Source organism: Vitreimonas sp., from assembly GCF_035627415.1.
Classification (GTDB): domain Bacteria; phylum Pseudomonadota; class Alphaproteobacteria; order Caulobacterales; family Aquidulcibacteraceae; genus Vitreimonas.
On sequence record NZ_DASPLU010000038.1, the window covers coordinates 136,714 to 161,089 of the forward strand.

Annotated in this window: 26 protein-coding genes; 12 read left to right on the top strand and 14 right to left on the bottom strand. The window is 66.1% G+C overall.

From position 1 onward, the window contains the following. The first annotated feature begins 47 nt into the window (after nt 1–47). Nucleotides 48–3,020: a 2-oxoglutarate dehydrogenase E1 component gene (locus VEA80_RS19400; protein ID WP_325062447.1), complete on the top strand. Its 2,973-nt coding sequence runs from the start codon at nt 48–50 to the stop codon at nt 3,018–3,020. A 105-nt stretch (nt 3,021–3,125) separates the two neighbouring features. After that, nucleotides 3,126–4,349: a 2-oxoglutarate dehydrogenase complex dihydrolipoyllysine-residue succinyltransferase gene (odhB, locus tag VEA80_RS19405; RefSeq protein ID WP_325062448.1), complete on the top strand. Its 1,224-nt coding sequence runs from the start codon at nt 3,126–3,128 to the stop codon at nt 4,347–4,349. Here the strand turns inward: odhB and VEA80_RS19410 are convergent. Further along, the gene (locus VEA80_RS19410) at nt 4,346–4,684 is read right to left on the bottom strand and encodes a hypothetical protein (protein WP_325062449.1); all 339 of its coding nucleotides are present in this window, start codon (nt 4,682–4,684) and stop codon (nt 4,346–4,348) included. The two genes, odhB and VEA80_RS19410, sit on opposite strands and share 4 nt — an antisense overlap. Before the next feature lie 69 nt (nt 4,685–4,753). Next, nucleotides 4,754–4,972: a hypothetical protein gene (locus VEA80_RS19415; protein WP_325062450.1), complete on the bottom strand. Its 219-nt coding sequence runs from the start codon at nt 4,970–4,972 to the stop codon at nt 4,754–4,756. Nucleotides 4,973–5,231: 259 nt separating this feature from the next. Here VEA80_RS19415 and VEA80_RS19420 point away from each other — a divergent pair, with 259 nt between their 5' ends. From VEA80_RS19420 to VEA80_RS19450, 7 genes are all read left to right on the top strand, one after another. Next, nucleotides 5,232–5,735, top strand: coding sequence for a hypothetical protein (locus VEA80_RS19420; RefSeq protein ID WP_325062451.1), 504 nt, complete (start codon nt 5,232–5,234; stop codon nt 5,733–5,735). Nucleotides 5,736–5,852: 117 nt separating this feature from the next. After that, complete coding sequence (gene lpdA / locus VEA80_RS19425; RefSeq protein WP_325062452.1) at nt 5,853–7,253, top strand: dihydrolipoyl dehydrogenase; 1,401 nt, start codon at nt 5,853–5,855, stop codon at nt 7,251–7,253. Beyond that, on the top strand, nt 7,250–7,663 hold the full coding sequence (locus VEA80_RS19430; protein WP_325062453.1) for a hypothetical protein: 414 nt from the start codon (nt 7,250–7,252) through the stop codon (nt 7,661–7,663). Before lpdA ends, VEA80_RS19430 begins: the two co-directional genes overlap by 4 nt. A 702-nt stretch (nt 7,664–8,365) precedes the next feature. Further along, nucleotides 8,366–9,430: a helix-turn-helix domain-containing protein gene (locus VEA80_RS19435; protein WP_325062454.1), complete on the top strand. Its 1,065-nt coding sequence runs from the start codon at nt 8,366–8,368 to the stop codon at nt 9,428–9,430. An 85-nt stretch (nt 9,431–9,515) separates the two neighbouring features. After that, the gene (locus VEA80_RS19440) at nt 9,516–10,730 is read left to right on the top strand and encodes a sterol desaturase family protein (RefSeq protein ID WP_325062455.1); all 1,215 of its coding nucleotides are present in this window, start codon (nt 9,516–9,518) and stop codon (nt 10,728–10,730) included. Nucleotides 10,731–10,771: 41 nt separating this feature from the next. Then, on the top strand, nt 10,772–11,398 hold the full coding sequence (locus VEA80_RS19445; RefSeq protein WP_325062456.1) for a class I SAM-dependent methyltransferase: 627 nt from the start codon (nt 10,772–10,774) through the stop codon (nt 11,396–11,398). 101 nt (nt 11,399–11,499) lie between these two features. After that, nucleotides 11,500–12,027, top strand: coding sequence for a GNAT family N-acetyltransferase (locus VEA80_RS19450; RefSeq protein WP_325062457.1), 528 nt, complete (start codon nt 11,500–11,502; stop codon nt 12,025–12,027). Here the strand turns inward: VEA80_RS19450 and VEA80_RS19455 are convergent. From VEA80_RS19455 to VEA80_RS19480, 6 genes are all read right to left on the bottom strand, one after another. Next, nucleotides 12,024–12,332 carry a hypothetical protein gene (locus VEA80_RS19455; protein ID WP_325062458.1) on the bottom strand — a complete coding sequence of 103 codons (309 nt, stop codon included), beginning with the start codon at nt 12,330–12,332 and terminating at the stop codon, nt 12,024–12,026. The genes VEA80_RS19450 and VEA80_RS19455 overlap by 4 nt on opposite strands. A gap of 319 nt (nt 12,333–12,651) precedes the next feature. After that, entirely contained in the window at nt 12,652–12,954 is a 303-nt protein-coding gene (locus tag VEA80_RS19460) for a transcriptional regulator (protein ID WP_325062459.1), read from the bottom strand. Beyond that, nucleotides 12,951–13,571 (bottom strand): hypothetical protein, encoded by a 621-nt coding sequence (locus tag VEA80_RS19465; protein ID WP_325062460.1) that lies wholly within the window; start codon nt 13,569–13,571, stop codon nt 12,951–12,953. Before VEA80_RS19465 ends, VEA80_RS19460 begins: the two co-directional genes overlap by 4 nt. A gap of 82 nt (nt 13,572–13,653) precedes the next feature. Continuing rightward, nucleotides 13,654–13,806, bottom strand: coding sequence for a hypothetical protein (locus VEA80_RS19470; protein ID WP_325062461.1), 153 nt, complete (start codon nt 13,804–13,806; stop codon nt 13,654–13,656). Nucleotides 13,807–14,192: 386 nt separating this feature from the next. Then, nucleotides 14,193–14,450 (bottom strand): hypothetical protein, encoded by a 258-nt coding sequence (locus VEA80_RS19475; RefSeq protein WP_325062462.1) that lies wholly within the window; start codon nt 14,448–14,450, stop codon nt 14,193–14,195. Nucleotides 14,451–14,671: 221 nt separating this feature from the next. Then, nucleotides 14,672–15,586, bottom strand: a complete 915-nt coding sequence (locus VEA80_RS19480) for a tyrosine recombinase XerC (protein ID WP_325062463.1) — start codon at nt 15,584–15,586, stop codon at nt 14,672–14,674. A 220-nt stretch (nt 15,587–15,806) separates the two neighbouring features. On the opposite strand from VEA80_RS19480, the gene priA reads away from it, so the two are divergent. Further along, nucleotides 15,807–18,218 (top strand): replication restart helicase PriA, encoded by a 2,412-nt coding sequence (priA, locus tag VEA80_RS19485; protein WP_325062464.1) that lies wholly within the window; start codon nt 15,807–15,809, stop codon nt 18,216–18,218. Between the two features lie 222 nt (nt 18,219–18,440). Here priA and VEA80_RS19490 read toward each other — a convergent pair whose 3' ends face one another. The 3 genes from VEA80_RS19490 to VEA80_RS19500 all read right to left on the bottom strand — a co-directional run bounded on the left by VEA80_RS19490 (nt 18,441) and on the right by VEA80_RS19500 (nt 19,817). Then, a complete protein-coding gene (locus VEA80_RS19490; protein ID WP_325062465.1) occupies nt 18,441–18,701 on the bottom strand; it encodes a DUF86 domain-containing protein in 261 nt (86 codons plus the stop codon). Between the two features lie 28 nt (nt 18,702–18,729). Next, entirely contained in the window at nt 18,730–19,023 is a 294-nt protein-coding gene (locus tag VEA80_RS19495) for a nucleotidyltransferase family protein (protein ID WP_325062466.1), read from the bottom strand. 164 nt (nt 19,024–19,187) lie between these two features. Next, entirely contained in the window at nt 19,188–19,817 is a 630-nt protein-coding gene (locus VEA80_RS19500) for an NAD(P)-dependent oxidoreductase (RefSeq protein WP_325062467.1), read from the bottom strand. Nucleotides 19,818–19,881: 64 nt separating this feature from the next. Here VEA80_RS19500 and VEA80_RS19505 point away from each other — a divergent pair, with 64 nt between their 5' ends. Next, nucleotides 19,882–20,664 carry an SDR family NAD(P)-dependent oxidoreductase gene (locus VEA80_RS19505; RefSeq protein WP_325062468.1) on the top strand — a complete coding sequence of 261 codons (783 nt, stop codon included), beginning with the start codon at nt 19,882–19,884 and terminating at the stop codon, nt 20,662–20,664. Next, complete coding sequence (locus VEA80_RS19510; RefSeq protein WP_325062469.1) at nt 20,664–21,227, top strand: hypothetical protein; 564 nt, start codon at nt 20,664–20,666, stop codon at nt 21,225–21,227. The genes VEA80_RS19505 and VEA80_RS19510 overlap by 1 nt, the downstream gene beginning before the upstream one ends. Before the next feature lie 16 nt (nt 21,228–21,243). Here VEA80_RS19510 and VEA80_RS19515 read toward each other — a convergent pair whose 3' ends face one another. Genes VEA80_RS19515 through VEA80_RS19525 form a run of 3 tightly spaced genes read right to left on the bottom strand, consistent with a single transcriptional unit; the run spans nt 21,244 to nt 24,375 of the window. Beyond that, complete coding sequence (locus tag VEA80_RS19515) at nt 21,244–22,656, bottom strand: hypothetical protein (RefSeq protein ID WP_325062470.1); 1,413 nt, start codon at nt 22,654–22,656, stop codon at nt 21,244–21,246. 47 nt (nt 22,657–22,703) lie between these two features. Then, a complete protein-coding gene (locus tag VEA80_RS19520) occupies nt 22,704–24,083 on the bottom strand; it encodes an MATE family efflux transporter (protein WP_325062471.1) in 1,380 nt (459 codons plus the stop codon). Continuing rightward, nucleotides 24,076–24,375 (bottom strand): DUF1330 domain-containing protein, encoded by a 300-nt coding sequence (locus VEA80_RS19525; protein ID WP_325062472.1) that lies wholly within the window; start codon nt 24,373–24,375, stop codon nt 24,076–24,078. Before VEA80_RS19525 ends, VEA80_RS19520 begins: the two co-directional genes overlap by 8 nt. Between the last annotated feature and the right edge of the window lies 1 nt (nt 24,376).

Sequence of the window (24,376 nt, forward strand, 5' to 3'; positions counted from 1 at the left end):
CTATATTTCTCTCTCGCGCCCGTGATTTCCGAGAGGTCAGCGCCCCCATGGCGGACGACGCCCGCAGCTTGTCGAACATCACCTTCCTGGAGACCAGCTTTCTCTACGGCGCGAACGCCACGTTCGTGGAGGAGATGGCGGCGCGGTATGCGGAGGATCCGGGCTCGGTAGACCCCTCCTGGCGCGCGTTCTTCGACCAAGTCCGCGACGATCCGCGCGCGGTGCAGAAATCCGTGCGCGGACCGTCCTGGTTCCGCCCGGAGCTGGCGCAGCCGCAGACGACCGAAACCACGCGGCTGATGGACGGCAATTGGGGCGGCCTCGCCGACAAGCTCGAGCGGAAGGTCGCCGCGAGGCTGCCGAGCGCCTCGGCGCAGGACGTGCAGCAGGCGACGCGCGACAGCATCCGCGCGCTGATGATGATCCGCGCCTACCGCACGCGCGGGCACTTGAACGCCAATCTCGATCCGCTCGGCATCGAAGTGCGCCCGGCCGCGCCGGAGCTCGATCCGGCCAGCCACGGCTTCGGCCCCGGCGATCTCGACCGGCCGATCTTCATCGACGGCGTGCTCGGTCTGCAGAGCGCCACCGTCAACGAGATGCTGGCGATCCTGAAGCGGACCTATTGCTCCACCGTCGGCGTCGAGTTCATGCACATCACCGATCCGGCCGAGAAGGCCTGGATCCAGGAACGCATCGAGGGGCCGGACAAGGAGATCGCGTTCACGCCCGAGGGCAAGCGCGCAATCCTGAAGAAGCTGATCGAAGGCGAGGGCTTCGAGAAGTTCGTGCATAAGCGCCATCCGGGCACCAAACGGTTCGGCGTCGACGGCGGCGAAGCGATGCTCCCGGCGCTCGAGCAGATCATCAAGCGGGGCGGCGCGATGGGCGTCGACGAGATCGTGCTCGGCATGGCGCACCGCGGCCGGCTCAACGTGCTCGCCGCCGTGATGGGCAAGCCGTACCAGGCGATCTTCCACGAGTTCCAAGGCGGCTCGGCGACGCCTGACAATGTGCTCGGCTCCGGCGATGTAAAGTATCACCTGGGCGCTTCGAGCGACCGCAGCTTCGACGGCAACAACGTCCATCTCTCGCTCACCGCGAATCCGTCGCACCTCGAAATCGTCAACCCCGTCGTGCTCGGCAAGGCGCGCGCCAAACAAGCCAAGCGCGCAACGTGGTCCGAGGAAGGCCAAGCGCTGCACGATCTCCGCGCGCGGGTGATGCCGCTCTTGATCCACGGCGACGCCGCGTTCGCGGGGCAGGGGGTTGTCGCCGAATGCTTCGCGCTGTCCGGTCTGCGCGGTTATCGCACCGGCGGCACGATGCACTTCATCATCAACAACCAGATCGGCTTCACCACCGCGCCGCACTATTCGCGCTCGTCGCCGTATCCGTCCGACGTCGCTTTGATGGTGCAAGCGCCGATCTTCCACGTGAACGGCGACGATCCCGAGGCGGTGGTGTTCGCGGCCAAGGTGGCGACCGAGTATCGCCAGACGTTCGGCAAGGACGTCGTCATCGACATGTTCTGCTATCGCCGCTTCGGCCACAATGAAGGCGACGATCCGACCATGACGCAGCCGATCATGTATCGGCGCGTAAAGGATCAGCAGACGACGCTGGAAATCTACGCGCGCCGGCTGCTCAGCGAAGGCGTAGTCAGCCAAGCTGAACTCGACGAGTGGCAGAATGACTTCAACGCCTTCCTCGACCGCGAGTTCGACGCGGGCAAAGCCTATCGCGTCAACAAGGCCGACTGGCTCGACGGCGATTGGGCCGGCTTTGCGCTGCCGGCGGACGACGATCGCCGCGGCAAGACCGAAGCGCCGCTCGACAAGCTGCGGGAGCTCGGCCGCCGCATCACCGAGATCCCGGCTGACTTCGAGATGCACAAGACCGTGCAACGCGTGATCGAAGCGCGCCGCAAGGCGATCGACGAAGGCCAGGGCATCGACTGGGCGTTGGCCGAGCATCTCGCCTTCGCCACGCTGCTCGACGAGGGCTTCAACGTGCGCCTCAGCGGCCAGGATTCCTGCCGCGGCACGTTCAGCCAGCGCCACTCGCACTTCGTCGAACAGCAAACCGAAGCGCGCTACACGCCGCTCAACAACATTCGCCCCGGTCAGGCGCATTACGAAGTCATCGACTCGCTGCTCTCCGAAGAAGCGGTGCTCGGCTTCGAGTACGGCTACACGCTCGCCGATCCGAAGACGCTGACGCTATGGGAAGCGCAGTTCGGCGATTTCGTGAACGGCGCCCAGGTGGTGATCGATCAGTTCATCAGTTCGGGCGAGCGCAAGTGGCTGCGCATGTCGGGCCTCGTGATGCTGCTGCCGCACGGTTACGAAGGGCAGGGGCCGGAGCACAGCTCGGCGCGGATCGAGCGTTTCCTGCAGCAATGCGCGGAAGACAACCTTCAAATCGTCAACTGCACCACGCCGGCCAACTATTTCCACGTGCTGCGCCGCCAGCTGCACCGCGACTTCCGCAAGCCCCTGATCGTCTTCACGCCGAAATCTTTGCTCCGGCACAAGAAAGCGACTTCGGCGCTGAGCGAGATGGCTGAAGGTTCGTCTTTCCACCGCGTGCTGTGGGACGACGCCCAGCTCGGCAATGGCAATACGGCTATCAAGCTGAAGCCGGACAGCGAGATCCGTCGCGTGATCATGTGCTCGGGCAAGGTCTATTACGACCTGCTCGACGAGCGCGAGAAGCGCGGCCGTGACGACGTCTACATCCTGCGGCTGGAGCAATTCTATCCCTGGCCGATGAAGTCGGTGATGACCGAGCTCGCGCGCTTCCCGAACGCCGACCTGGTCTGGTGCCAGGAAGAGCCGAAGAACATGGGCGGCTGGACGTTCGCCGACGCGTGGATCGAACTCACGCTCGAAAAGCTCGACGTGAAAGCCAAGCGCGCGCGCTACGCCGGCCGCCCGGCCAGCGCCTCGACCGCTGCAGGCCTGATGAGCAAGCATTTGAAGGAACTCGAAGCGCTGCTCCAGGAGGCGTTGGGGTAATGCCGCCAACCAATGGTTCTGGGTTTTTAGCTTTGCTGAGCCCCGGAATGACGAGGTGAGATTAGTGCGAAAGCGGTGTAAGCGCTTCGCAACGGAGAAGATGACGTGACCGATATCGTTGTGCCGACCTTGGGCGAGAGCGTGAGCGAAGCGACTGTCGCCAAGTGGATGAAGAAGGCCGGCGACGCCGTGAAGAAGGACGAGACTTTGGTCGAACTCGAGACCGACAAGGTTTCGGTCGAAGTCTCCGCGCCGGAAGCGGGCGTGCTGAGCGAGATCGTCGCCGGCGAAGGCGCAACCGTCACGATCGGCGCACTGCTCGGCCGCATGGGCGGAGCAGGGGCGGCAGCTTCGCAAGCGGCGCCGAAAGCCGAAGCGCCGAAGCCCGCGCCGGAAGCGCCGAAGCAAGCTGCGCCCGCGCCGCAGCCGCAAGCCAACGGCGCCCGCAAGCAAGCGCCGCCCTCGGTGCAGCGCATCGCCGCCGAGAGCGGCGTCGACATGAGCGGCATGAGCGGCTCCGGCAAGGACGGCCGCGTCACCAAAGCGGACGCGCTCGCTATCATCGAGAACCGCAGCGCGCAGCGCACCGAGCCGCCCGCGCATCCGCCGCTGCAGGCGCGCGTCGTCGGCGAACAGGAAGAGCGCGTGCCGATGACGCGCCTGCGCAAGACGATCGCTCGCCGGCTCAAGGAAGCGCAGAACACGGCGGCGATGCTGACGACGTTCAACGAGGCCGACATGTCGGCCATCATGGCGGCGCGCACGAAATACAAGGACGGCTTCGAGCGCAAGCACGGCGTGAAGCTCGGCTTCATGAGCTTCTTCGTGAAGGCGTGCATCGCGGCGCTGAAGGAAATCCCCAACGTCAACGCCGAGATCGACGGCGACGACATCATCTACAAGAATTTCTACGATATCGGCATCGCCGTCGGCACCGATCGCGGCCTCGTCGTGCCGGTGGTGCGCGACGCCGACCACAAGTCGATGGCCGAGATCGAGAAAGAGATCGGTGAGCTTGGCGTCAAAGCCCGCGACGGGCATCTGAAGCTCGAAGACCTGCAGGGCGCAACGTTCACGATTTCGAACGGCGGCGTCTACGGCTCGCTGATGTCGACGCCGATCCTCAACGCGCCGCAGTCCGGCATTCTCGGCATGCACAAGATTCAGGAGCGCCCGGTCGTGGTCGACAAGCAGATCGTGGTGCGGCCGATGATGTATCTGGCCTTGAGTTACGATCACCGCATCGTCGACGGCAAGGAAGCGGTCACGTTCCTGGTGCGCGTCAAGGAAGGCCTGGAAGATCCCGAGCGCATGCTGCTGGATCTCTAAGCGGCGCTCTTCTTCTCTCGGTGCAGCACCACCAGCGCGAGCCCGATTGCGCTGACCAGCACCGGTGCGCCGATCGCCAGCATGCCCGGAACGAAGTCGGGAAAATTGTAGGACGGCGCATACCAAGCCAATCCCGTCGAGACGCCCCAAGCGCCGCACAGCAAACGGAGCCCGCCGCTCATGGCTCGCAAAGTCCGGTATGCGCCCATGCCGAGCAACACAGCTGCGGCGGCGGGCCCGAAAGCGCCGAACTCCAAAGCGGCGCTTTGCATCGCCAACGAAATCACGATCGCCGCCGCTGCGAGCACGGCCAACCATGCGCTGAGCTTCGCCATCCGAATCCTCCCGCCCCAGCTCTAAGGCATCGGCGGGAGCGGCACACGCACGTTCAGTGCGGCGTGCGCTCAAACCATGCCGCGCGTATCCGCAAAGGTGTTGCCGCGCGCCGCGGAGGCGCGCCGGTAGCTCGCCTCCAGCCGGCGGTCCTCCGCGTCGAGCTTTAAGCGCTTTGCGTGTTCGCGCGCGTTGGCGTGTTGGAGGTTGCGGGCGAGGCGGGCGAAGTAATGCCCGGCTGGAACGAGGCCGGTGTCGTCGGCTGCATCGCGAAGCTTTTCTACGCGCATTGGCGATCTCCTCATCGCCCCGCCCGAAGGAACAACATGGTAAATGAAGCCTTGTTGCGCGTTTCGCGGGCGGATCGATGTGGATAAGCCGCGCGCGAGGCATTGACGGCAACCGGCGGCGACTATCGGCGCGAGCCCGGCGTGATCCTTTCGCCTCAGAGAAGAGCGTTGAACCGCAAGGCTTTCTTCCGGCATTGGCGGGGGCGGGGCGGGCGTATAGATTAACCCACCGCTCGGTGGAGCGATGGGAGGGGACCCCATGAGCCATATTCTGCGCGTGCCGGCGATCCTGGTGCTGTTGGCGCTGGTGCTGCTGAGCGCGGTCGGCGCACTGGCGGCGGCTGGTTTTCTGAGCGGGTTCGAGGCGCCGGTCGCTCAAGTGCAGGACGTCCAGGCGGCGGCGGCGCGGAGCGGCGCGGCGCAAGCGACCTGGATCGATGTCGGGCTGCTGGCTGCGGCGGCGGTGTTCTTCCTGATCTCGTCGATCCGCTTGATGCGGCGGACGCAAGGGTTCTGGACTTGGCTGTTGGGCTTCGCCGCCTATGGCGGCCGCTGGGCCTGGGCGCAGCAGGAGAGCGGCGGGCTGATGTCGACGGTGCAGAGCGTCGACATCAACGCCTATAGCCAGCCGCAGACCTTGCTGACCGATCTCTCCACCACGGAAGGGCAGCTCGCGATCCTGGCGCTGGTGCTGATCGTCGGCCTCATCGTCTTTATCGTCGACGCGGCGGACCGCTCCTATTGGGACAAGCAGGGCGCCTGACGCTCCAGCGCAGAGCAGGGCGGTAGAAACGGCGATTGATCGCCGTGGCCTGCGGCTTATGTTCCGGCCATCTCTTCGCGCGCCGCAGCGCGCGCTCACGCCATCACCGGAGCTTTCATGTCGTACGATCTCGTCATTATCGGGGGCGGCCCTGGCGGCTATAATTGCGCGATCCGCGCCGGGCAGCTCGGGCTGAAGACGGCGATCGTCGAGAGCCGCGGCAAGCTGGGCGGGACGTGCCTCAACGTGGGCTGCATTCCCTCGAAGGCGCTGCTGCACGCGAGCGAATATTTCGAAGCGGCGGCGAAGACGTTTCCGTCGATGGGCGTGAAGGTGAGCGGGCTCGAGCTCGATCTGCCGCAGATGCTGAAGCAGAAGGAAGACGCGGTCGAGGGGCTGACCAAGGGCGTCGAGTTCCTGATGCGCAAGCACAAGGTCGATTACGTCAAAGGCTTTGGCCGCATCGCCGGCAAGGGCAAAGTCGAGGTGAAGCTCGCCGATGGCGGCGGCCAGACGCTCGAGACCAAGGCCATCGTCATCGCCACCGGCTCCGTGCCGACGCCGCTGCCGGGCGTCGATATCGATGAAGAGCGCATCGTCACGTCGACCGGCGCACTGTCGTTGAAAAAAGTGCCGGAGAAGCTGATCGTCATCGGCGCCGGCGTGATCGGGCTCGAGCTGGGCAGCGTTTGGCGCCGGCTCGGCGCGGACGTCACCGTGGTCGAATTTCTCGACAAGATCACGCCGACCGTCGACACCGAGATCTCGACCGCCTTCCAGCGCACGCTGAAGAAGCAGGGCATGAAGTTCGAGCTCGGTCACAAGGTCGCGGGCGTGGAGAAGACGCGCGATGGGCTGCTGGTTTCGATCGAGCCGGCGAAAGGCGGGCAGGCGCGCACGCTCGAAGCCGATGTCGTGCTGGTCGCGATTGGCAGGAAGCCGTTCACCGAAGGCTTGGGGCTCGACAGCGTCGGCGTGAAGACCGATCAGCGCGGCTTCATTCCGCACGACGGGCATTTGAAGACGACGGCCGAGGGCGTCTACGTGATCGGCGATTGCACCACCGGGCCGATGCTGGCGCACAAGGCCGAAGAGGAGGGGATCGCCGCGGCGCAGATCATCGCCGGCCAATGGGGCCACGTGAATTACGACGTGATCCCGAACGTGATCTACACCGATCCGGAAGTCGCCACCGTCGGCCGCTCGGAAGAAGAGCTGAAAGCCGCGGGCGTGGAGTACAAGGTCGGCAAGTTTCCGTTCATGGCCAACTCGCGCGCGCGCACCAATCACGAGACCGACGGCATGGTGAAGGTGCTGGAGGAAGTGGCGACCAAGAAAGTCGTCGGCGTGCATATGGTCGGCGCGGGCGTCGGCGAGATGATCGGCGAAGTGTGCGTCGCGATGGAATTCGGCGCCAGCGCAGAAGACATCGCTCGCACCTGCCACGCGCACCCGACCATGTCGGAAGCCATCCGCGAAGCGGCGAAGGGCGTCGACGGCTGGACGATGCAGGCGTGAGCGGCGGCGACGCTGCCGCGCGCTTCACTCAGCTGAAGGCGCTTGCCGCGCAATTCCCCGGCGAGTCGCAGCTCGATTTGTCGATCTACTGGCAGAACGAACACGGACAGGCGGGCGTCAGCAGTGCGGCCGACGGCTTTTCTGTGTTCTTCAATTCGCACATGCAGCCGGTCGAGTCTCTCGACGAGGCAGCAGGGATTCTGCGCGGCATCTTCGCCGACGAGATCGTGCTCGCGACCGGGTACGAGAAGGACATCCCGGTCTATCGTGCGTTCGCGCCCGCCAGCGATCCAACCCTTGGCTTCAACAAGCTGGATCGCTCACACCATTCCGTAGACGTGCCGCGGATCGATGACCTGACGATTGAAACCTGGTCATCAGGCTTACAACTGCCCAAGGGATCGGAATGATCGCGAGCCCATGTGCGCAATCGCGCCAAGGCGCGACGAAGCATCTTCCGAGCATACCGATATGATCGCGGAGACGAGCGTCGCCGCGTTTGTCTAAAGAGCGGACTCGCCGCCGAAGCGGGAGGTGGGGCGCGTCGGACGCGCCGGGGTAGTGCCGAGTGCGCCGGCCATCGCTGACCAACGCTGCGCGTCGAACGCGCCCCGTGATCGGCCGTTATTCCCGGATTGGCGAGCCAGGAGTTTTTGGCTCAGCTGGATGGTTTCGCACCCAGCGACCTTAGCTCCTTATGACCACGAGCCGGTTCAACGCGTCAGGATTCCCCGAAGAATCCCGGACCCCACGGTTTCATGCCCCGCAGGCAATGCAGACATCGTTCGCTTCGCTTGGTGGGGTTGTCTCCACCTGGCTTTCTCAACGATGATCCGGATTTCTCCGCCTCATCGAAGCGACGTCTGCCGCGCCGGTCGATGCGCTCACATTCCAAAGGTTCGGTGCACTTCGAAATCCTCCCGTGTGAGAGCAAAGGCATTATACCTCAGCTGGCGCGCGGTCGGATTGATTTTTCGGCGACGTTTGATTTGCAACGGATTTGCGCCGGAAAAGGCGGGGATAGATGTCGCTTCTATCCCCGTTCGGCGCGAAGCGGCGGCGCGAAACGCGCGCGTTGTCTCGTGAACGGTCTCTAGCGTACACCATCGGGCATGGCCGGCGCTGAGGTGATCGAACTGTTGCTGCGCGGAATCGCGATCGGCGCGCTGGCGGCGACGGCGGTCGGACTTTGGCGCGGCGGACACGGCCAGCCCGCGCGCATCGCCGGCGTGCTGCTGGCGCTCGGCGTCGCGGCTTACGCGCTGCAATCCTCGCCCGCAGCGCACGATGCGATCCGGCCGATCGCGCCAATCGTGCATTTCCTGGCGCTCGGCGGCGGCGGGCTGTTTTGGCTGTTCGTCGTCACTGTGTTTGGCGACCGCCAGCTCACCGTTTGGACGCTGGCGCCGTTCCTTCTCCTGACCGCGCTTGGGCTCGTCGGTTGGCTGACGCCGCCGCCCACGGACGGGCCGATCTGGGTGGTGCACAATCTGATCGAAGGCGGGCTCGCCGCGCATGCGTTGCTCGTCGTGGCGCGCAGTTGGCGCGGCGATCTGGTCGAAGCGCGCCGGCGGCTGCGCGGGCCGTTCCTGGCGGTGGTGACGCTGTTCGTGCTGGTGCTGACGAGCCTCGAGATCGGCGAGGTGTTCGGCGTCAGCGCGGCCTGGTACCCGCTGGCCGGAGCGGCGGCGCTCGCCTTCTTCTGCACGCTCGGCGCCATGGTGTTCCTGCACGCGGACGCGGCGCTGTTCGGGGCGGTGAAGGACGCGGAGGCGAGGGAAGGCGACACGCTCGACGCCGGCGAGCGGCATCTGCTCGATCGGCTGACGGCCGCCATGGAGCGAGAGGAGGCCTGGCGGCGCGAGGGGCTGACGATCGGCGCGCTCGCCGAGGCGGTCGGCGCGCCGGAACATCAGCTGCGGCGGCTCATCAACGATCGGCTCGGCCACCGCAACTTCGCCGCGTTCGTAAACGCGCACCGCATCGAAGCGGCGAAGGCGGCGCTCACCGATCCGGCGCGAGCGCGCCAGTCGGTGTCGGCGATCGCGTTCGAGCTCGGCTTCGGCTCGCTCGGGCCGTTCAACCGGGCTTTCAAGGACGCGACCGGGCAAACCCCAAGCGAATGGCGGCGGCAAAGCCTCAGCGTGGCCTCGCCGATTCCGGAAAATCCTGGCTGATTTTGATTTCGGCGCGGCTTTTCCGGCCGCGGCGAGACTGCGCCGGCGGCTGGCGGCGAAGTCGGCTTCTCGAATGGAGGAGCAGATGACGTTCGCCGATCTCTATGCGTTCGCGGGCCAGTGGCTGGAAAGCATGGCCACCGACCTTTCCCGCTATGTCATTTTCGCCGTCAGCGTCTGGCTGGCGCTCTGGGTCGTGTTCGCCAAGGTGCTGGCGGGGCGGAAGATCCGAACGGCGACCCCGCCGGCGCGCCAGCTCCGGACCGAGTTCGCGATCTCGCTGCGGTCGCTGGCGATCTTCTCCACCATCGGCGCGCTGCTGTTCATGGTGGAACGGGCGGGCTACCTGCCGGGGCCGGCGCTGGCCGCGAGCTGGGGGCTGGGCTGGTCGGCGGTTTCGCTGCTGCTGATGATCGTCGCGCACGATGCGTACTTCTATTGGACCCACCGGGCGATCCACGATCCGCGCTTGTTCCGGCTGTTCCACCTGCGGCATCACCGCTCGAACAATCCCTCGCCGTTCACCGCCTACAGCTTCGATCTCGCCGAGGCGGCGCTGCAGGCGAGCTTCGTGCCGCTATGGATGGTCGCCGTGCCGACGCAGTGGGAAATCGTCGGCCTCTTCATGCTGCATCAGATCGCCCGCAACACTTTCGGGCACAGCGGCTACGAGCTTTATCCGGCGCGGCGCGACGGCAGGCCGCTGTTCGATTTCATGACGACGACGACGCACCACGACATCCACCACGCCGAAGCGGGCTGGAATTACGGGCTCTACTTCACTTGGTGGGACCGGCTGATGGGCACCGAGCACCCGGATTATTACGCGCGCTTTGCAGCGGCCACGCGCAAGACGTGCCCGATCCGCCAGCGCGCGCCGGCGAAGCTCGCGGCGACGCTGTTCGCGCTGCTGGTCGTGGGCGGCGTCGCCGGCTCGGCGCGTGCGGCGGCGGCGCCGGATGTCGGCGGCGATTGGGCGACGCGCGGCTTGGGCGGCGTGGTGCGCCTGCACCCTTGCGCCGCCGATCCTTCACTGTTGTGCGGGCGGCTCCTGTGGGTGTGGGATCCGGCCGAAGTGCGGCGCGGCGCGGTTGGCGCGCTGATCCTGCGCGACTTCCGCTGGGACGGCGAAGCCTGGCGCGGCGGCGCCGTGCTCAATCCGGAAGACGGCCGCACCTATAGCGGATCGATTCGGCTGGACGGCGAAGTGCTGCGGCTGCGCGGCTGCGCTGGGCCGTTCTGCCAAAGCCAAGCCTGGCGGCGGCTCGCGTCGATTCCGCGGCCCGGAGAATTGCGGTGACCGGCGCGCGCGCCCATCTGCGCAGCAAGGGAGAGCCAAGCATGATGACGGTCTCGGATCGCCGCGCGCATTGGGATGGCGTCTACGGCGCCAAAAGCGCGGAGGAGGTGAGCTGGTTCCAGCCGACGCCCGACGTGTCGCTGAAATTGATCCGGCGCACGATGACGAAGCGCAAGGGGGCGATCGTCGATATCGGCGGCGGCGCCTCGAGGCTGGTCGATTGCCTGTTGGGCGAGGGCTTCGGCGACGTCTCGGTGCTCGACCTCTCGCAGGAATCGCTGAAGCAGGCGCAATCGCGGCTTGGCGGCGCCGCTGGTAAAGTGGATTGGATCGTCGCCGATGTGACGGCGTGGCGGCCGCAGCGTTCGTATCAGCTCTGGCACGACCGCGCCGTGCTGCACTTCCTCACCGATGAGGCGCACCAGGCGATTTACGCGAAGGCGCTGCATGAGGCGGTGGCGGAAGACGGATGGGCGGTCATCGGCGGCTTCGCGCCGGGCGGTCCCGCCAAGTGCAGCGGGCTCGACGTCGTGCAGCACGATGCCGAGAGTCTCGGCGCGCTGCTGGGGCCGCGGTTCAAGCTGCTCGAAACGCATGGCGAGATTCACGTGACGCCCTGGGGCGCGGAGCAGGCGTTCCGCTACCATCTGTTCCAGCGCCGCAGCTGAGCGCGCAACAGCAGCCTGTGAAAATTGCCGAACGCTAACTTTGCAGCGGCGAAAGCTTGCGTTCTCCTCATGGTTGCGAGCCAAGCGAGGGGAGACGCGTCTTGCTGATACTGACGACGGAACGATTGGCGCTGTTGGCGCTCGACCGCGAACTGGCGGCGCTGCAGGCGGGCAGCCGCACGGCGTTCTTCAATGCAATCGCCGTGACGCACGAAGCGATCTGGCCGCCGGCGCCGTTCGAGCCCGGCGCGTTCGAGTGGGCGGCGCGGCATCTCGCGCACGATCCAGAGGGCCAAGGCTGGTACGGCTGGGCGCTGCTCGCGAACGAAGGCGAGCGCGCGCCGCCGCGCATTGTCGGCATCGCCGCTTTGATCGGTCGGCCGGATGACGACGGCGACGTCGAACTGGCGTTCGGGTTGCTGCCGGAGTTCCGCGGCCGCGGTTATGGCGGGGAGACGATCCGCGCGCTGGCGGCGTGGGGATTTGCGAACGGCGCGAAACGCGTGATCGCCTATCTCGACGCTGAAGACGCGCACGCGGCGCGCACGCTGGCGCGCAACGGTTTCGCCGATATCGGTGAGCGGCCGTATCCGGGCGTGGCGCGCTGGGCGCTGAGCGCGGGAGCTTAGTTCTCGGCGGCGCCGTCGCCGAGCGCGCCTTGGATGGCGGTTTGCGTTGCGCATTGGATCAGCGCATCGCGCGTGGCGGGATCGATGTTCTCCGCCGTGCGCGCGGCCGCTTCCATGCCTTCGCCGCTCAGCGCATCGCGGGCGACGCCGGTGATGGCGTCGACATGTTCGCGGGTGATCCGAGAGCCGAGGCGCTCCTGCACGCAGCCGCAGAACGCTTCCGACTGGCCGGCGAGCACGCAGGCGGTGCGGGTGTCGACGGCGCCGGTCGCGGCTTCGAGCGCTTGGCCGCCGATGGAGGCCATGTCCTCTTTGGCTTGGTCAAGATCAGCCGCATCGCAAGCTGCGAGCGCGAACAGGAGGGCGAGAGCAGGGATGAATCGCATGGGTCCGCTAATGGCCGCCGGCGACGTTGAACACAAGTGACCAACACACCCATTCCCGGATTTGGCGCGCAGCGCCAAGTCCGGGACCTATAAACACGTATGGTCGGAAGGCTGACCGAAGTCGCTCGAATTGCACACATTCGTGTCTATGGGTCCCGCGCTCGATGCTTCGCATCGCCCCGGGAATGGGTGGCGCGCTTCAGTCGCAGCGCTAGCGCGCCACCTTGGAAACGTCGCGCTACTCCGCCGCGCTGAGCAGAGATTGGATGCGGTTCAGGTATTCGATCCAGGCGCTGCGGCCTTGCTTGGTGAGATGGATGAGCGTCAGCGGCTTCTTGCCGGAGAAGGTCTTCTCGATGCGGACGTAACCGGCTTCTTCGAGCTTGGAGAGGTGGGTGGAGAGATTGCCGTCGGTGGCGTTGACCTTGGCCTTGAGCTCGACGAACGGGGCAGGGGAGACGGTCGACAAATAGGCCATGATCCCCAGCCGCAAGCGGCCGTGGATCACGTCGTCGATGGCGGTGTGATCGAAGCGGCTCACGTGGCGGCGGCTGTTGGTTCCCGCCGCACCATAATCAATCCGGGCACGGACAGAACTACGAGGCTCGCGACCGCGGCGAAAAGATATGTCCAAGGCTCGTGCAGGAAGAACCAGAGCGTGCCGCTGACGCTCCAGGCGAGGATGGCGAAAGTGCGCAGCCAGGTGTGGCCGCCGATCGTTGCTGTCGCGTAGAGGGCGACGCCGTACAGGCCGAAGCCGGCCGCGACAATGGAATCCGGCGCGGTGAAATCGGAAAGCAGCATCGCCCGCAACACGGTGCCGGCGACGACGGTGAGAATGGCGATCGTCACCGCGTGCCAAATGCTGCGATCAACGCGGTTGGGGATGGCGGCGCCTCCCGGCATCGCCCGCACGCGCTTTGAGATCAGCGCGCTTCCGATCATCGCGGCGGCGCCGAATCCCATCCAGACAAGGCCGATGCCGCGGCCGTCGAAGGGTAGCGCCTGCACGAGCACGGCCCATTGCAGACCGTAACAAATCGCAAGCAACACGCCGAACATGATGAAATAGGCGCCGCCGATCAGCGGCGCGTTCCGGCCTTCCTCGGCGAGGTTGCGGGCGTAGGCGAGATCCTGGAGCAGTTCTTCGCGCGTCATGACGGCCTCCCGAGGCGGGTACTTTGAAAAACAAAGTACGCGTGCGCGCTGGTTGCGTCAAGAGTGCGGGGCCAGCTCAGGTTCAGCGTTCGAATTCAGGCGCGGTGCGGCGCGAGAGCAGGGCGTCGATCTCGGCCTCGCTGAAGCCGCGTTCGCGCAGCGCCTGGCGCGCGAGTTCGACGACGCGATTCAACGCTTCGCGCGGACTCTGCGGTTGCTCGTTCGCATCCGACATGGGCTTGGATGTCAGCTCCCCGATGCGCGTCACAACACGCAGGCGGCGGCCGCGTTCCGCTTAATTCTTGGAAATCGTGGTTAGCGAAGAGCTAATGCGCGCGAAAACGTGCGCCGGGCGCAGTATTCGCGCGAGCGATGTGTGGGGCGCAGAGAAACGCGCGAGAGGGGCGTGAGCTGCGCGAGTTTTGTCTTGGAGGAGGGGCGTGCGCGCGGTTGGCGCGCGGAGCGAAGGATCAGCGTTTGAATTGATAGCGCGACAATCGACGGCGTTCGTAGCGGGAGCGGGGGCAACGAATGACCGGAGCGCGCATCGAGATCCTTGGTCTTACGATGGTCCTGAAACGGCGAAGGGGGACGCTTGCGCATCCCCCTTGCCATGAGTGCTTAGGCAGTCGGCGCCATGACCTTCTTCGCGCGGCGAGCGGTCTTGCGCTTCGCGGTCTTGCGGACGGTCTTCTTCGCCGTCGTCTTGCGCGTGGCCTTGCGAGCGGTCTTGCGCTTCGCGACCTTGCGGGTCGACTTCTTGGCCGCCTTCTTCGTCGTCTTGCGGGCCGTCTTGCGAGCGGCCGCCTTGCGGACGGTCTTGCGGGCGGTCTTGCGAGCCGGCTTCTTGGCCGAAGCCTTCTTTACCTTCTTAGCCATTTTCGTTTCCTCATCATTACTGTGTGTTGGTACTGGGTTGGATGGGAGTTGTTTGACTCTCCGAGGATTTTTTTCGCTGAATTTGGTTTGCAAGTAGTTTCCGCAAGTAGTCGCGCGAATTTTTCTGCACGATCGATTTTTTGTTTGCGCGAACGCTCTGCGAAAACTCTGCGGCCCTTGATTATCAACGCTCGCAGCGTGATGCGCGCATGCGAAAAACGTCACGCGCGCGGGTGTGCGCGGCGATACAGCTGCAAAATTTTTTTCGCTTCGACGCTCGCATACGCTTGCGTCGTCGACAGCGATTCGTGTCCGAGCAGGTCTTGAATTGCGCGCAGGTCGCCGCCGTTTGCGAGCAGATGCGTCGCGAATGAGTGGCGCAAAGCATGCGGCGTGGCGCTCGAAGGCAGCCCCAAACGTCCGCGCAGGCGCTGCATCAGGTCCTGCGCCATGCGCGGCGAGAGCGCGCCGCCACGGCTGGCGCGGAAGAGCGGGGCGTCTTTGGTCAGCGCATAGGGGCAGAGTTCGGCGTAGCGCGCGACGGCGTCGCGGGCGACGGCGAGGAGAGGGACGATGCGCTGCTTGCCGCCCTTGCCGGTGACGCGCAGCATCTCCGGCAGCGGCAGATCGGCGCCGGTGAGGGCGAGCGCTTCGCTGATGCGAAGGCCGGCGGCGTAGAGGAGCGTGATGAGGGCGGCGTCGCGGGCGCCGATCCAGTCCTGACTGGCGATATCGCCTGCTTCGGCGATCAGGTTCTCTGCCGCCGCTTCCGAGACGGGGCGCGGCAGACTGCGCTTCAGCTTCGGCCCGCGCACCAGCGCAAGGCGCGCGTTGGCGAGCCCGTGGCGGCGCTCGAGATAGCGATAGAAGCTGCGGATCGCGGCGAGCGCGCGGGAGATGGAGCGGTCGGCGAGCGCGTCCGGGCCTTGGCGGCGAAACGCCAGATAGGCGCGTAAATCGCGCGGTTCGAGCGTGGCGAGATCTTGCGCGCCGGGCTCGCCGCCGAGGTGCTGGGCAAGAAAGCCGAGGAAGGCGGCGACGTCGCGCTCGTAGGCTTCGACCGAGTTCGCCGCGAACCGGCGCTCGTCGCGCAAGTGCGCAATCCAGGCGCTGAGGAGGACGGTGGCGGCGGTCATGTGGAGAAGCTAACGAGCATTCGTAACTAACTCACACCGTTGCAGTCCCACCGTCATCCTGGGGCGCGCGCAGCGCGAGCCCAGGATCCAGCAGTGACAGAGCTGTGCCGTTGCCCCTGGATCCTGGGCTCTCGGCTTCGCCGAGCCCCAGGATGACGGATGGGCGATGAGGGCGCCGCCCACGCTTCCACCGAATCCCTCGACCTCTTACCTTGCTCTCATGACCTCCACCGCCCGCCGCCGCGCCATGGATGCGCTGAAGCGAAAGCCGGCGCCCGCGCCGGCGGGGCCGCTGTTTGCGGTGGCGGAGGAGGGGGCGGACTTCGTCCACGACACGTTGGACAAGATAGCGGTGCTGTTTCCGCTGCCGCTGCCGGAGCCGTTCGACTATCGGGCGCCGTCTTCGCTGGGGCTCAAGCCCGGGATGCACGTGATCGCGCCGATCGGGCCGCGGCTGGTGCGGGGCGTGGTGTGGCGGGTCGAGCCGAACCATCCGGGCGCGGCGAATTTGAAGGCGATCGAAGAAGTGCTGCCGGGCTCGCCCGTGCCGGAGATCTCGCGCGCGTTCGTGGATTGGGCGGCGAAGTATCTGGTGCGTCCGCCGGGCGATCTCGTGCGCATGGTGGTGCGTTCGCCCGAAGCGTTATTTCCACCGCCGACGCACATCGTGATTGCGCCGACCGGCGAGCCGCCGCCGAAGCTCACCGAGGCGCGCAAGCGCGTGATGGAGGAAGCGGCGAAGGAGCATGTCAGCGCCGCAGAGCTGGCGCGGCGGGCGGAGACGTCTTCAGCGGTCGTTAAGGGGCTGGTCGATTGCGGCGCGCTGGCGAAGCTCGAGATCAGCGAAGACCCGCCGTTTCCGCCGCCCATCCTCGACGAAACTCCTCCCCCGCATGCGGGGGAGGTCCGAGCGGAGCGAGGGGAAGGGGAAAGTCCGGCAGACGTCGGCGCCCGCCCCCTCAGTCATCACGCTATGCGTGCTGACAGCTCCCCCGCACGCGGGGGAGCTGTTGTGCGCAAGACGCTTTCCGAGATTCAGCAAGCCGCCGCCGATACGCTGTGCGCTTCGGTGCGCGCGGGCGGCTTTCATGTGGCGCTGCTCGATGGCGTGACCGGCTCGGGCAAGACGGAGGTCTATCTCGAAGCGGCGGCGGAGGCGCTGAGGCGCGATCCGACCGCGCAGGTTCTGGTGCTGCTGCCGGAAATCGCGCTGACGCAGGCGGCGATGAGCCGGTTCAACGCACGCTTTGGCGTCACGCCGGTGGAGTGGCATTCGGCGATTCCGCACAAGGCGCGGCGGCGGGCGTGGCGCGAGATCGCCGCGGGACGGGCGCGGCTCATCGTCGGCGCGCGCTCGGCGCTGTTTCTGCCTTACCCAAACCTGAAGCTCATCGTCATCGACGAAGAGCACGACCCTTCCTACAAGCAGGAGGAGGGCGTCATCTATCAGGCGCGCGATCTCGCCGTGGCGCGCGCCAAGCTGGGCGAGTGCATGGTGATCCTCGCCAGCGCGACGCCGTCCTTGGAAACGCTCGTCAACGCGCAATCGGGCCGCTACGCGCACGTGAAGCTGCCTTCGCGCCACGGCGCGGCGGAATTGCCGGATGTGGAGCTGGTCGATCTGAAGATCGATGCGCCGGAGAAAGGCCGCTGGCTATCGCCGAAGCTGATCAAGGGCGCGGCCGAGGCTTTGCTGCGCGGCGAGCAGGCGTTGTTCTATATGAACCGCCGCGGCTACGCGCCGCTGACCTTGTGCAAAGGCTGCGGCCATCGCATGCGCTCGCCGGATAGCGATTCATGGCTGGTCGAGCATCGCTATTCAGGGCGGCTGGTGTGTCACCTGACCGGCTTCTCGATGCCGAAGCCGAAGGAATGTCCGGAATGCCTGGCGCCGGATAGTTTCACCTCGATCGGGCCGGGGGTGGAGCGGATCGAGGAAGAGGTGCGCTTCTTCTTCCCGGAGGCGCGGATCGAGATTTTCTCGTCGGACACGACGCCGAACGGCGATGCGGTGCGCGATCTGGTGGCGCGGATGGAGGCGAACGAGATCGACATTCTGATCGGCACGCAGATCGTCGCCAAGGGCCACAACTTTCCGAACCTGACGTTCGTCGGCGTTGTCGACGCCGATCTCGGCTTGAAAGGCGGCGATCTGCGCGCGGGCGAGCGGACGTTCCAGCTGGTGAGTCAGGTCGCGGGCCGTGCGGGGCGGCACGAAAAGAAGGGGCGGGCGCTGATCCAGACCTACGCGCCGCAAGAGCCGGTGATGCAGGCGCTGCTGGCGCAGGACCGCGACGCGTTTTTCGCGGCCGAAATCGCCCAGCGCGAAGCGGCGGGCATGCCGCCTTACGGACGCTTGGCGGCGATCATCGTCTCGGCGCCGGATGAGCTGCTTGCGAACGATGCGGCGAAACTGATGGGGGAGAAGGCGCCTGTTGTCGACGGGCTTGATCTTTGGGGGCCGGCGCCTGCGCCGCTCAGCGTCATCCGCGGCATGCACCGACGGCGCTTTTTGATCCGAGCTAATCGCGGCGTGGACGTGAGCGCGTTCTTGGCCGCGTGGTCGAGCCGCGTGAAACTGCACAGCGCCGTGCGCGTGCAGATCGATGTGGATCCGTATTCGTTCTTGTGATGACGGACGAACAGCCTCTACGCCGCGTCCGCATGTGGTTGCTGGTGATCTACGTGGTCTTTGGATCGCTGTCGCTATTCGGGGCGATGTTGATGGTCTGGGTTCTGCTTTTTCCCGAGCAAGGCATAGTAACGCTCCCAGCGGAAATCCGCTGATCTGCCTCGTTGTCCGGACATCAGTTATCTTCGACGAGAAGTGGCGCCAAGTCGGCCTCCAGCTTCATCAAACCGCCCTGCAAAAGCTGCCAGAGGATGGCGCGTCAACGCGGCCGTAGGCGTGTGCGAGGATGTGCCTTGTCGCGACGATCTGCGACCACGGCACGTCAGGCGCTCGCGCCCGTACGTCCGGGGGAACAGCGCGCGCGGCTTCGCCGATGATCTCGACGCAGCGGGTGACGGCGTGGATTGTCTTCAGGTCCGCAAAGAAACCAGTTTCGTCCAGGCCCGCCGCATGATCACGCGCGTGCCGCGCGTATTCGATCATGTCGGCAACCAGGATGCGCCAGTCTTTATCAGGCATCGATCAAATCAGCTTCGATGCGCGTGCGCAGGCCGGGATGGATCGATGAGGGCGTGAACAGGTCGACCGGCGCGCCCAAGCGCTGCTCCAGTTCGAGCTTCAGCCCGGCGAAGGCGAACAGGTCGGGCGTGCGAGCGGCTGCGAACTCGACGATCAAATCGATGTCGCTGTTTTCGCGCGCTTCGCCGCGCGCGTGACTGCCGAACAGGGCGATACGCGCCACGCCCTGTGACTTGAGCCAGGGGCGGAGCTGGTTCAGCTGGTCCAGGACACGCTCTCGATCCATGAAAGGAGTGTCGCACAGGTAGGGACGGTTTTGAAGGTGGGCGATGGGGGCGCCGGCTGCGGCGCGACAAAGCTTACCCGGCGGCCAAATATGCTGATCGCAGGCGGCAATCGGTTTGGCTTGGTCAAGCGACCGCGCGAGTAGGGCGAACTCTGAGAACGTCCCTAATACGCGATCGCCGGCGCCATCCGGACGAATTCGCGCCGCATCGCTTCGGCGAGCATGAAGCCGGCGACGTCCCCGCGCGAAATGCTGGAACCGTGCGGCGGCAATCCGTCGGCTGCGATGCGATACGCGCCGGTGGCGGGGCCGTCGGTCAGCGGCGTTGCGCGCACCGCAGTCCAGTCGACTTGCGAAGCCGCCAGCGTGTCCAGGGCGCGGCGGTGATCGTCCAGGGTCGGGCGGATCATGCGCTTGACCATGAAGAGCAGCATCGTTTGCGCCGCACCGCGGCCGCGCTCGCCGAGCACGCCGAAGTTGGAGAGGAACACCAGCCGATTGACGCCGCGCTCCGCCATGGCGGCGGAAATCGTCTTGGCGGCAGTCGAATAGAGAGTGGTCGGGCCGCGCGAGCGCTCGCCGAGCGTGGCGATGGCTACGTCGTGACCTGCGATGACTTCGCTGACGCGCGCGCCGTCCGCCACATCGCATTGCGCCACCCGAAGCCGCTCGTGCTTCAACATCATGCGCTCCGGCGCGCGCACGGCCGCCGTCACTTCATGCCCTTCGGCCAGCGCCGTCTCGACTGCCCGCCGTCCGACACCGCGATTTGCGCCAAACACGATCAGCTTCACTATTCGTCTCCTCGCGATCCCAGAACGGTTGCGAAGAGGGGATTTCGCGCTCCATAACTGGGCCATGACTTACACACCCTTCAATCTCACCGGGAAAGTGGCCCTCGTCACAGGCGGCAATGGCGGGATTGGCTTGGGCATGGCCGAGGCGCTGGCGCAGGCGGGGGCGAGCGTTGAGATTTGGGGGACGAACCCGGAGAAGAACGGGCGGGCGCTCGAGCGGCTGAAGGCGCATGGGACGAAGGTGCATGCGCGGATTGTCGATGTGTCGACGGAAGCGAATGTCGTCGCCGGGTTCAACGAGACGCTCTCCACGTTCGGGCGCGTCGATGCGTGCTTCGCCAATGCCGGCGTGTCCAATCGCTGGAAGTCGTTCCTCGACATTGGCGGCGAGGATTATCGCCGCGTGATGGCGATCAACCTCGACGGGATGATCTGGACCATGCGCGAAGCGTGCCGGCACATGAAGGCGCGCGCGGAGGCGGGCGATCCGGGCGGCTCGATCGCGGCGGTGGCGAGCCTTGGCGCTTTGTTCGGCGCGGCGCGCAATCAGGATTACACGGCGACCAAGGCGGCGATCATCGCGGTGACCAACGGCATCGCGGTGGAGTTCGCGCGCTACGGCGTGCGGGCGAATTCGATCCTGCCAGGGTGGATCGCGACGGAGATGACGGACGCGGCGCAGCACAATGACGTGTTCACGAAGAACGTCATTGCCCGCGTGCCTTTCCGGCGCTGGGGCCGGCCGGACGAATTCGGCGGCATCGCTGTCTATCTCGCCAGCGACGCCTCGAGCTTTCATACCGGCGATTCGATCCTGATTGACGGCGCGTTTTCGAAGTTCTGATGCTGCGCGCGGCGATCACCGGCTTGGCGCTTCTGCTCTTGCCCGCGTGCGCGCATGCGCAGGAGGAGTACGCGCCGCGTCCCGATCTGCCGATCGTGCGGGCGACGGCGAACGTGATTGTCGAAGCGCTGCCGGAGAGCCGCTATCGCGACTGGGGCTATGGCTGGGGCGCGGTCAGCATTCGCGTTTCGCGCTTCGTCCACTGGCACATCTACGAGCCGGACCGGCGCGATCGGCCGGCGGACGCCATCGTGCGCCGCAATGGCTGGATCGATGGAGAGGGGACAAATGTCGGCGTCTCCGTGTTCGGCGATGATGACAGCGTGACGCTGCTGTCGTTCGAGTTCGACGATTTCCATGCGCTCGATCTCTTGGAAGCGCTCCGCGCCGCCGGCGCGGAGGTGTCGTTCCAGGCCGATTACGAGAGCTATTCCGAGCACATCGTCACCCCGCCGGGGCGGGAAGCGGGCCTCCTCACGACGCGGCGCGTCTGCACGCCGGAAGGCTCGCGCGCGGCGCGGCGCTGCCACAACGAAGCGGAGCTGACGTTCGCGTTCGAATGAGAGCGCCGTTTGCGCTTCAGTTCGCGGGCGCTGGCGCAGCTTCCGTTGCGGCTTCCGCCGGCGTCGAAACCTCGGTTGACGCATCCGCAGCCGTAGCCGCAGGCGGCGCATCGTTCACACGCGAACCGAAGCGGTAGGCGTCCTGATAGGGCGCGTCGGCGATTTCGTAGCCGTAGAAGTTCGCCGCCGCGCCGCACTCGAAGGTGTCGCCATTCTGATAGCCGGCGGCGCGCACTCGCGCGGCGAGGTTCGGCGCGGAGGCGAGCGCCGTGCGGGCGTGATCGAGATTCATGTCGAGACGCGGCGCAGCCGACCCAAACGCAAACGAACCGGCAAACACGACCTCGCCCTCGGCGATGTCGAACGTCGGCGCGCCCATGCACAATGAGGTGATGTAGCCGGCCGGGCCGACAAAGCCGCTCAAGCGCCAACGGCCGGGCGGCACGCGCGCGACAACCGTGGCTTCCTTCGGCCCGGAAATGAACGCCGTCGGCACAATGGCGCTGACGAAGTCGACCGTATCCGCCTCGGCGCCGGGGCGCATCAACATCACGCCTGAGCCGTAGCCCAGGCCGGCGACGCGCACCACGAGCAGGGTGGAGTTGTCGGGCAGATCGGCGATGTCGCGCGCGCGCGTGGGCCTTGCCGCATCGCCGGGGCCAACCAACTGCGCCAGCGCGCGATCGCGCGTCTCGCGCCGGGTTTGCGCATCGCCGCGATCCCCAAACTGCTCAGCTTCTATCGCGGCGCGGCGCGCCTCGTATTCTTCGCGCGTTTGCGGGCCGCTGCCGGGGCGGCGCCGGCGCGCGGTGCGCTCGGCGGCGCTCGGCGGCGGCGATATGAAGGCGCTGCTCTCGGGCGGCAAAGCCTGGAGGCTGAGAGAGCGCGCTTCGACATTCGGCGGCATGCCGAACAGAGCCGTTGACCCGTCCGCTATCTCGTTGCGGAACGCGCGCGCGATCTCGCCTTCCGGCGCCTCCGCGCCGACCAGCGACGCCAGACGTTCCGCGAGGGCGGGCTGATCGAGCGCATCCAATTCCGCGCCGCGCGCTTCGTTCAAGCGAACAATCCGCCACCCGCGCATCACCATGCAATTCTCATAGTGGGGATGCAGCGCACGCCGCTGCGCGACCTGCTGCGCGTTGCTCGCGATCGCCACTTCCGTCAACACGCCGACGAGTCCGTAAGCTGCGCCGGCGCCCGAGCTTTGATAGGGTTGCTCCATGGCGATCACGGCGGCGTGGCACGCCTCGAGATCGGCCCGCTGGTCGGCGAGCGTCGCGCCGGCGCGATTGAAGTACGTCACGCCGGAGACTGGCGCGAACAGGGAATTCGTCCCCGGCGCGGTGGCCGTCACGAACTGAGCGTGCGCGGGCGCGGCGATACAAAGAGCCAGCGCGACGACGCTTGCGTACAAATGTGATTTCATGTGCGGACCCCCTCCAGGAAACGTTAGCTCAGACACACGCGTCTGCGCTAGCCCTGACACGCTGCGGCTGCCGGCGTCTCGGCCAGGGCGGGCGAGGGGAGCTTGCGTTTGAAGGTTTTGAGCAGAAGCCACATCGCCAGCGCGCACTGACACACCACGGACGCGACCGAGAGATACCAGACGTATTCGAGCTTGTGCCACGGCTGGTAGGCGAGCCAGATCGCCGGCGCGACGAAGGTGAAGGTGCGCGTGGCGCTGGCGAGCAGGGAGGGGCGGGTGTCGCCTATGCCTTGGAAGAGGCTGCCCGCCGCCATGACGAGGCCGCTGAAGACGAAATTCCACGAGACGATCTGTAGATACTCGACCGTGATCGCCAGAACCGCCGGGTCGTTCGTGAACGGGCGCGCCATCAGCTCCGGCGCGACGTGGCAGAGCAGCGAAAGCGTCAGCATGATCGCTGAACCGATCAAAGCGGTCTGCTTGAATGTCTCGCGCACGCGGTCGTAGCGTTTGGCGCCGAAATTCTGGCCGGCGATCGGCGCGGCGGCGAAAGCGATCGCCATCGCCGGCAGGAAGATCGACTGCATGATCCGCCCGCCGATGCCGAATCCGGCCTGCGCCTCGGCGCCGAAATCGCGGATGACCCAATAGATCACCACGAAAATCACGAACATCAGCAGGAATTCGAGCGAGGTCGGCAGGCCGATGAAGATGATGCGCTTCCAGGCGTCGAATTTCGGCGCGAGCGTGCGGACGTGCAGGCGCAGATATTTCTGCACGCGCGGAAACATGAGCACGAGGCCGATCGTGCCGACGAGCGAGGCGATGGTGCTGGCCCAGCCGGCGCCGGCCGCGCCGAGCGCCACGCCGGTGCCGGCGCCCGCGATCAGCACCGGGGCGAGAACGGCGTTGAGCAGGACGGTGGCCGTCTGCAGCACCATCGTCTGCATGGTGACGCCGGCGCCGCGCAGCGCCGAGACCATGGCGTTGGTCGGAAACATCAGCGCCAGCGCGGGGATAAAAGCGTAGAGATAGGCGCGGCCTTCGGCGGCGGTGGCCGCGTCCGCCGTCATCAGGTCGACGCCGGCGCCGCCGAAGGCGTAGCCGAACACGAGCATCAGCACGGCGCCGGCGAGCGACATCGAGATCGCCTGGTCGGACATGAGGTTCGCTTCGGCTTCGTCCTTGCGGCCGACGGCCTGCGCCACGGTGGACATCACGCCGATGCTGATCATCTGCGTTGCGGCGAGGGCGAGGAAGAAGACGTTGCCGGCGGCGCTGACGCCGGCGATGGCGGCGTTGCCGAGCCGGGAGACGAAATAGAGATCGACGATGAAATAGAGCGTCTGGAAGATGAGGCCGAGGCCGATGAAAGCGGCCATGCCGATCAGGTGCGCGGTGATCGAGCCCTGGGTGAGATCACGCACCCGTAAAGCCCTTGATCAGCAGCACGACGGCGTCGGCGCCGGCTTTACGGTCTTCGGCGATCTCTGTGTATTCGGGCGATGTGGCCCAGGCGCGGAACGCGTCCTTGTCGGCGAACTCCATCAGCACGATTTTGTTGCGGTCCCACCATTGGCCTTCGAGCACACGCGGGGTTTCGTCTGCGGCGAGCAGCTTGCCGTTGTACTTTTCGAGCACCGGCATGAAGCGGCTCATATAGCGGCCGTAGCGTTCGGCGTCGTGGATGCGCAGCTGCGCGAGGGCGTAAACGGTCATT